This is a genomic window from Protofrankia sp. CiP1_Cm_nod3, assembly GCF_982290655.1.
In genome coordinates this window covers 42273-50178 of the sequence record NZ_CEVIVD010000023.1, presented here as the reverse complement: position 1 = coordinate 50178, position 7906 = coordinate 42273, and the positions used below count along the sequence as shown (strand labels likewise).

Here is a 7906-nt window from a genome sequence, read left to right as displayed (position 1 = left end):
GGCGCCGTCACGACGGGTACAGGCGGTTGTGTCGGTGGGCTGCTGACGGCCAGCGGCTCGGCCGGAGGCAGCGGAGTGCCGACGGTCGACGGCGTGGACGTGGGCGATGAGCTCACGGACGCCCTCGGAGCGGCCGACACCACCGTCTGGTTACTCTCCGGAGCCAGCGCCGTGAGGACGAGGAGCCCCAGGAGACTCGCTCCGGTGACGATTCCGGCGCTCCGGCGGTTGTGGATTCGCGCCTGGTGCAGGCGACCGCGCACCAGTCCAACAAATCCGACAATCATGGCGATTGTAGTTAATAATATACAAAAAGCCAGCATATGGTTCCCCCCATGTGTGCGTGGCCAGCGACTTTACAGGCGGGTGGATCGCGCTCGGCCGCCGGGCAGCCGCAGAAGGGCTGCCCGGGCCTGCACACATGGCGCTCGCGGGCGTGACGGCCCGCCGGGATCCCGCGCTGCCGCGGGCCCGGGTCGTCTCGGGCCTCACCGGCGCCGGTTGGACGTCCGGTCGCCCCCACCAGGGACCCGACGTTCAACCGGTACCGGTCACCGGCCGCCCGGCCCGCGGGCGTCGCGGGCGCCGTCCGCGCGGCCTGACGGGTGCTACGCGCTGACGGCGGATTCCGCCGGCAGCGGGTCGCCGAAACGCCAGCCGGGCGCGATACGGCGCTGGAAGAAGGCGCGGAACTCGCGGACGGACGGGCCGTCCGGCTTCACCCAGAGGGTTTTCTCGGGATGCCGCAGCCAGCGCAGCACGTCGATGTCGGCGTAGACGTTCCGCCGGACCGTCAGCCACATCATGCGCGCGATGAGGTGGTTGAGCGGCGCGAACAGCGGGCCGGGGAGTATTTTGCGGACAATGACCCGGTAGCCGAAGAACATCAGGTCGTCTCGGACGGGGGTGCCGCCGAGAACAATTGTCAGCAGCGGGCCGGAGCGGTCGACCGTGGCGTCCTTCTGCGTCCGGTAGAGCGACGCGGACGGCCCGATCATCTCGATGAACGCGTACGGCCGGAACCAGCGCTGGACCTTCTTCATGCCGGTTTCGTCGGCGGGCCGCAGCTGGTATTCCAGGCGGTCCTCCTTGTTCACCAGGATGGAGTACTCCAGCCGTCCCGCGCCCTTGTGCGCGACCGGGAAGTGGTAGATGTCGGAAACGTGCTCCGCGACCGGCAGCAGCGTTCCCCGGGCGGTGTAGATCTGGCCCTTGAGGTTCAGGTACTTCTTGGAGTCGGCGTAGGGCACCTCGACGAACTCGCCGACCGGTTCGGGGCCGTACCAGAACCAGATGTTCCCGGCGTGCTCCCGGACGGGGATCGCGCGCTGGCCGGCCCGCGGGGGGATCTTCGCCTGGTCCAGCCCGGGGATGACCTCGCAGCCGCCGTCGGTCCGGAACTCCCAGGCGTGGTAGCCGCACTTGATCCGGTCCTCGACCACGGTGCCGCAGCGGCCGAGGTCGGCGCCCATATGGCAGCACTGGCTGTCGACCATGCCGACCCGCCCGCTCTTCCCGCGGAAGAGCGCGAACTGGTGCGACATGAACTCGACCGGCGCCACCTGGCCCGGCTCGAGATCCTCACTGTACCTGGCGAAATACCAGCCGAACGGGTAGTCGGTCTTCTGTTCCTCGCCGAAGGACTGACCCTCAAGCAGCCGCCTGTCGTATTTCTTGAGTTGCTTCTGCCATTTCGACTTCGCCACGGATCCTCCGCGAGTAATACTTGGAGAAAAATGAATGTACACGAGAGATGGACGGCGAGATGGCCCTGTATTATCGGCCGGTCGACCGCACCGGGCGGTAACGCATGATCGACGTTAGCATGCGGCCCGCGACAGATCCCGGGGATGTCAATGCGTGACGGAAACAACAGACGACGCACGGCAGCGAGGTAACATGGTAACGGCCGTGTTTCGGACGGAGGGCACCCACCCGGGCGCAACCCGTCACCCTGCCGCGCCCCCGCGGCGGCGGGTTTCCAGCGAGGTATGATCTACCCGTCCAGGACAACGGCAAAGCGCTCGCGCGGCCGTATGTCGCCTACCGCACACCGGCACCGCCGGCACGATTGTTCCGGCTATTCCGCCGTGGCTGGAACCAGCGGAATCATGACCGTTACCGACCACCGGGGCCGGGGTCCACGTCCACCCAGTCCAGGGTGCGTTCGACGGCCTTGCGCCAGCCCGCGTAGCCGCTTTCCCGCCGGTCCGCCGACCAGCGGGGCTCGAAGCGGCGCCCCTCCCGCCAGTGGGTGGCCAGCTCACCGGTGTCCTTCCAGAAGCCCACGGCGAGGCCGGCGGCGTACGCGGCGCCGAGCGCCGTCGTCTCGGCGACCACCGGACGGCTGACGGGGACGCCCAGGATGTCCGCCTGTATCTGCATGCACAGGTCGTTGGCGGTCACCCCGCCGTCGACCCGCAGGACGTCCAGGGCCACCCCCGAGTCCAGCCGCATCGCCTCGGCCACGTCCCGGCTCTGGTAGCAGATCGCCTCGAGCGCGGCGCGGGCCAGATGGGCGCCGGTGTGGAAGCGCGACAGCCCCACGACGGCGCCCCGCGCGTCGGAACGCCAGTACGGCGCGAACAGCCCGGAGAAGGCCGGGACGAAGTAGATCCCGCCGCTGTCGGGCACCGTCGCGGCCAGCGTCTCGCTCTCGGCCGCGCTGCCGATGATGCCGAGCTGGTCGCGCAGCCACTGCACGGCCGACCCGGTGACGGCGATCGAGCCTTCCAGCGCGTACACCGGGTCGTCGTCGCCGAAGCGGTAGCCGACGGTCGTGAGCAGCCCGTGCCGGGAGGGCACCGCCCGCGTCCCGGTGTTCAGCAGGAGGAAGTTGCCGGTGCCGTAGGTGTTCTTGGCCTGCCCGGGGGCGAAGCAGACCTGCCCGACGGTGGCGGCGTGCTGGTCGCCGAGGTCGGCGGTCAGCGCGACCTCGCCGCGCAGCGGCCCGGCGGCGGTGGTCGAGCCGTAGCCGGCCGGGTCGGCCGACGGCCGGATCACCGGGAGTATCGCCCGCGGGACGCCGAAGAGCTCCAGCAGCTCGTCGTCCCAGTCGAGGGTGCGCAGGTCCATCAGCATGGTGCGGCTGGCGTTGGTGGCGTCCGTCACGTGCAGCCCGCCGCGCGGACCGCCGGTGAGGTTCCACAGCAGCCAGCTGTCCACGGTGCCGAAGACGGCCTCGCCCCGTTCGGCCGCGGCGCGGACGCCGTCGACGTTGTCGAGAATCCACGCGATCTTGCCCGCGGAGAAGTAGGTCGCCGGTGGCAGGCCGGATCTGCTCCGGATCACCTGGCCGCGGCCGTCGCGCTCCAGCGCGGCCACGATCCGGTCGGTGCGGGTGTCCTGCCAGACGATCGCGTTGTGGTAGGGCCGGCCGGTGCGCGGGTCCCACACGATCGTGGTCTCGCGCTGGTTGGTGACGCCGAGCGCGGCCAGGTCGGCGGCGCCGAGGCCGGCGTCGGCCAGCGCCGCCGCGACGACGGCGGCCGTGCGCTCCCAGATCTCCACCGGGTCGTGCTCGACCCAGCCGGCGCGCGGCAGGATCTGGGCATGCTCGAGCTGGCGGCGGGCGACCTCGTTACCGTCATGATCGAAAATCATGAAACGGGTGCTCGTGGTGCCCTGGTCGATCGCCCCGACGAAATCGCCCATCGCCGTCCTTCCGTCCCATGCGGCCGTCACCTGTGGTGGCCTCGCCCATCCGGGTGGACGCGGCCAGCGGCGACGTCCACCGGAGTAACGGCCACCGGTAGTGGCGACCGCTGGAAGTAGCCACGACGTAGGAGCATGGCCCACCGGGCACCCACGGTCCATCAGCGCGCCAGGCCGCCGGCCGCCCGGCCGGGCAGCGCGCCAGGCCGCCGGCGCGCCGTCGGATGTCCCGTGCCCGACCGGGGCGAGTATTGACATCAAGCCCACATCACACGCATTGTGGACCGTGTGCATACCGAGTCCCGCCTCGTGACCCGCGGTCACATTGATCTGTTGCGGGTCGCGTCAGCAGCCTGTCCGGGCCTTCTTTTCTTCCGTCGATAACCACACGCCCGCTCGCTGCCTGACCGCTCACGGACTGTCGCCTTCCTTCCGCAGGACGAAAGCACGTGTTTCCCGCACGTTTCGTTTCCATCCCCCCTGGGACGCGGAAGAAAAACAACGGCACGCATCCACGCCGGCCATCGCGACAGCTCCCACCCGACGACAGGAGATGCACAATGACATCCGCGCCGCCCGTGACATTCGCGTCGAGACGGCCATCCACCGGCATCCACGGACACGCGGCCGGTAGCGCCGCGTCACTGACCACCACGCTCGAGGCCTCGCCCGGCGTACCCTCCGGCCGCGGATCCGTCCTCATCCTGACCGGTCGGGACGAGACAGTCGTGTCCTTCGAGGGGCTCCGGCTGCGGCTGGCCCTCGACGGCTACACCACCACCGTCTCGGAGGAGCCCGGCGCCAGCGTGTCGACACTGGCCGAAGCACGTATCCCCGGCGCGCCCTTCATCCTGCTGGGCTCGGACATCGGCGGGCTGCGCGCGCTGACCCTGGCGGGCTCCCCGGCGCTGCGCCCGGACGGCGTGGTCCTGCTCGGGCTGCCGCTGCTGCAACGCCCGCTCAGCGCCGACGGCGGCGCCAGGAACAGCGAGGACGTCGCCGTCGACGGCGCCTACCCCTACGCCTCGGTGTACCCGGTCCCGCGGGCCCTGCCCGATCTGCCCATCCTGCTCATCCACGGGGTGGACGACCAGGTGAGCCCGCTGCCGCTCACCCAGATGATCATTCGTACCGCCCCCCGCGCGCGGCTCACCGTGGTACCCGGCCAGCACGATGTGATCACCGGGCCCGGCCACCGGACGGTGGCCGCCAGCACGCTGATGTTCCTGGAGTCACTACGACACGATCCGCCGCTCGGATGAGCGGGGAGCACGCGGGAATGCCGGCAGACGGTGCGCGTGCCGCGACGACGGTCCTTCCCGAGATTCTTTCCGAGGTCACGCCAAGGAGATCAGGGCATGTCCACCAGCACCAGCCTCGCCCCCAGCATCCGCGAGCAGTTCCGGCGGACCCCGCTGCGCGTGGCCGACCAGAAGAACGTCCCGAAACACCCTGAGCCCGAGGGATCCGTCGAGGAGATACGGCTGCACCGCAAGCAGCGGCTGGCCGCCGCCTTCCGGCTGTTCGCGAAATTCGGCTACGACCACGGTATCGCCGGCCACATCACGGCGCGTGACCCGGAGCTGCCCGACCACTTCTGGGTCAACCCGCTCGCCGTGCCGTTCGCCCAGATCAAGGTCTCCGACCTGCTGCTGGTCAGCCACGACGGCGACATCGTCATCGGCGACCGTCCCGTCAACACGGCCGCGTTCGCCATCCACTCCCAGGTGCACACCGCCCGTCCGGACGTCGTCGCCGCGGCACACGCGCACGCCCTGGCCGGCAAGGCGTGGTCGTCCCTCGGCCGGCTGCTCGACCCGATCACCCAGGACGCCCTCACCTTCTACGGCAGCCACTCGCTCTACGCCGACTTCAACGGCGTGGTCCTCGACAAGGCCGAGGGGCGCAACATCGCCGAGGCGCTGGGACCGAACAAGCTCGTGATCCTGCAGAACCACGGCTTCCTCACCGTCGGCCGGTCCGTGGAGGAGGCCGCGTGGCTGTTCGTCACCGCCGACCAGAGCGCGCACGCGCAGCTTCTCGCCGAAGCCGCCGGCCGCCCGAAGCTCGTCCGGCACGAGGTCGCCGAGCCGCTGGGCCGCAGCCGCTCCTTCGGCGGCTTCAGCTTCGCCCCCTACTGGGACGTCATCACCGCCGAACAGCCGGACCTGTTCGACTGAGCGCGCCGTGCGGATGACGCGGTTCCCGCCCGCGTCACCCGCACGGCCGTGTGCGGCCACGGGGGTGCTACGGAACTCGGCGGATCACGCCCGGCATACTGAACGACGACGGACCGACGACGAGAGGACCACCTGGTGAGCGGGCTGAGTGAGTACCTGATCGGCAAACGCGACGCCGTCCTCGCCCATCGGGAGCGGGTGACCGCCGGCGAGGCCAAGCCGCTGGCCGTCTCGGCGACCGTCACCGCGGAGGGGCGCACCGGCGTGCGCCGCATCCGGGCCCGCGAATTCCAGATCATCAGCGACAGCGGGCCGGATCTGGCCGGGCACAACCTGGGCCCGACCTCGCCGGAGATCCAGCTCGGCGTGCTGGGCAGCTGCCTGACCCACACCTACCTGATCCAGGCGGCCACCCTCGGCGTCCCCCTGGACTCCCTCGACATCGACGTCACCGCCATCTTCGACCCGCGCGCCGGCGAGCCCGGCTACGAGGACCTGCCGGTCTACCCCCACGACCTGCGCTACGCCGTACGGCTGTCCTCCCCCGCGTCCGACGAGGAGATCAGCAGGCTGCGCGAGGCGGTGGAACGCACCTGCCCGATCCTGAACCTGCTGATCAGCCCACAGCCGGTCCAGGGCACCCTCGAACGCGTCCCAGCCCTGCCCTGATCAGACGCTACGCGCCGCCCACGCCTCCCGGGTGATGGCGTAGACGACGCTCGGCCGGCCGTGGAGCGACCATGCGCCGTCGAGAGCCAGGCCGACCTTCTCCATGACCCGGCGGCTGCGGGCGTTGTCCGGATGGCAGATGGAGACGACCCGGTCGACGCCGACGTGGAGGAAGGCGAACTCCACCGCCGCCGTCCCGGCTTCCGGCGCCAGGCCCTGCCCCCAACGGTCCCGCCGTACCGTCCAGGCGACCTCGACGCCCGGCCAGCCCAGCTCCTCGTACAGCCCGGCACGGCCGATGAACTCACCGGTGAACCGGTCCCGGACGACCCACATGCCGAACCCGCGCAACGCCCAGTGGCCGAGCTGGAACGCGGCATGACGCCACACCGCCTCCTCGTCCATGGGACCGCCACCGGTGTACCGGGACATCTCCGGCTCCTGCGTCATCCGCGAGTAGGGCGTGATGTCCTCGGCACGCCAGTCCCGCAGGATCAGCCGTTCGGTGACCAGCGTGGGGATCTGCCGACCGGGGGACGGCGGTCCGAAGTGCAGGGTCACAGGGCGCTCCCGGTGGTCAGGGCGAGACGGGGCCGGGCGGACAGGGCGAGCAGGGCATGGCCACGTTCCTCGAAGCCACCGCAACCGGAGTCGTACAGCCCCACCGCGGTCCGGGTGACCGGCTCGGCCTCGGCCCCGGCGCCGATCCGGGCGAGGACCCCGCCAGCGAACATGTCCGCCGCCGCAGGTCCGAACGGTGACATCCCCGGCCGTGCCGGCAGCTCGACCGCCGCCCGGCGCATCCGGTCCAGCGCATCCCGCGCGGACCGGATGTCACCGGCCGCGGCGTGCCCACGCGCCTCGACCGCGGTTTGATCGTCCACCTGTGTGCCCTCCTTCATGGCGTGACGACACGTGCGTGAGGTGTGCGTGACGGGTGTGTCAACGGCAGCTCATCCCGTCACAGCTGGTCGACTGTCGCGCACCGTCATGGAATGTGGCGCGTCGGCACGATAACCGGCCGACCACGCGGACGAGACACGAACAGGAGATGTCGTGGCACCGCCGAAGACCTGCACCCGTCGACCGCCCGTGGCGGCACGGATCCACCGGCACGCCTTACCCCCGACCGGGACCGACGCTGGCAGCGGTGTTCCGGCGGACGCGGTGTTGTACGCCGTCGTGGTCTACGGGCCGGAGCAGCGGCCGGTCGAGGTCCGCCTGCCGTTCCCGACCGCGGCCGCCGCGGATCACCACGCGAGAAGCCACGGGCTCGACGGCCGCGTGGTCCCGATCACCTTCCCGTTCCCCTCTCCCCGTACGGGGACCTGAGACGCAGGCCCCCTGCCGTCCGCCTGGTGAGCAGGACAGGGGGCCTCTGCCCGAACACGCGCCGGCCCGCG

The 7906-nt window shown here is 70.7% G+C and carries 9 protein-coding genes; 5 read left to right on the top strand and 4 right to left on the bottom strand.

The features are described from left to right. Nucleotides 1-608 precede the first annotated feature (608 nt). Both AC5LUJ_RS07365 and glpK read right to left on the bottom strand, forming a co-directional pair. Nucleotides 609-1706 carry a Rieske 2Fe-2S domain-containing protein gene (locus AC5LUJ_RS07365; protein WP_250285701.1) on the bottom strand — a complete coding sequence of 366 codons (1098 nt, stop codon included), beginning with the start codon at nt 1704-1706 and terminating at the stop codon, nt 609-611. A 412-nt stretch (nt 1707-2118) separates the two neighbouring features. Then, nucleotides 2119-3654: a glycerol kinase GlpK gene (gene glpK / locus AC5LUJ_RS07360; RefSeq protein ID WP_250285702.1), complete on the bottom strand. Its 1536-nt coding sequence runs from the start codon at nt 3652-3654 to the stop codon at nt 2119-2121. 279 nt (nt 3655-3933) lie between these two features. Between glpK and AC5LUJ_RS07355 the strand changes: the two genes are divergently transcribed. The 4 genes from AC5LUJ_RS07355 to AC5LUJ_RS07340 all read left to right on the top strand — a co-directional run bounded on the left by AC5LUJ_RS07355 (nt 3934) and on the right by AC5LUJ_RS07340 (nt 6503). Further along, nucleotides 3934-4038: a putative leader peptide gene (locus AC5LUJ_RS07355; protein WP_445548298.1), complete on the top strand. Its 105-nt coding sequence runs from the start codon at nt 3934-3936 to the stop codon at nt 4036-4038. Between the two features lie 344 nt (nt 4039-4382). Then, a complete protein-coding gene (locus AC5LUJ_RS07350) occupies nt 4383-4916 on the top strand; it encodes an alpha/beta fold hydrolase (protein ID WP_250285703.1) in 534 nt (177 codons plus the stop codon). Nucleotides 4917-5012: 96 nt separating this feature from the next. Continuing rightward, a complete protein-coding gene (locus tag AC5LUJ_RS07345; RefSeq protein WP_250285704.1) occupies nt 5013-5834 on the top strand; it encodes a class II aldolase/adducin family protein in 822 nt (273 codons plus the stop codon). A gap of 135 nt (nt 5835-5969) precedes the next feature. After that, complete coding sequence (locus AC5LUJ_RS07340) at nt 5970-6503, top strand: OsmC family protein (RefSeq protein ID WP_250285705.1); 534 nt, start codon at nt 5970-5972, stop codon at nt 6501-6503. On the opposite strand, the gene AC5LUJ_RS07335 is transcribed toward AC5LUJ_RS07340, so the two are convergent. Then, the gene (locus AC5LUJ_RS07335) at nt 6504-7064 is read right to left on the bottom strand and encodes a GNAT family N-acetyltransferase (RefSeq protein WP_250285706.1); all 561 of its coding nucleotides are present in this window, start codon (nt 7062-7064) and stop codon (nt 6504-6506) included. Beyond that, on the bottom strand, nt 7061-7387 hold the full coding sequence (locus AC5LUJ_RS07330; protein WP_250285707.1) for a hypothetical protein: 327 nt from the start codon (nt 7385-7387) through the stop codon (nt 7061-7063). Before AC5LUJ_RS07330 ends, AC5LUJ_RS07335 begins: the two co-directional genes overlap by 4 nt. Nucleotides 7388-7559: 172 nt before the next feature. Here AC5LUJ_RS07330 and AC5LUJ_RS07325 point away from each other — a divergent pair, with 172 nt between their 5' ends. Further along, nucleotides 7560-7835, top strand: a complete 276-nt coding sequence (locus AC5LUJ_RS07325; protein WP_250285708.1) for a hypothetical protein — start codon at nt 7560-7562, stop codon at nt 7833-7835. Nucleotides 7836-7906 lie beyond the last annotated feature (71 nt).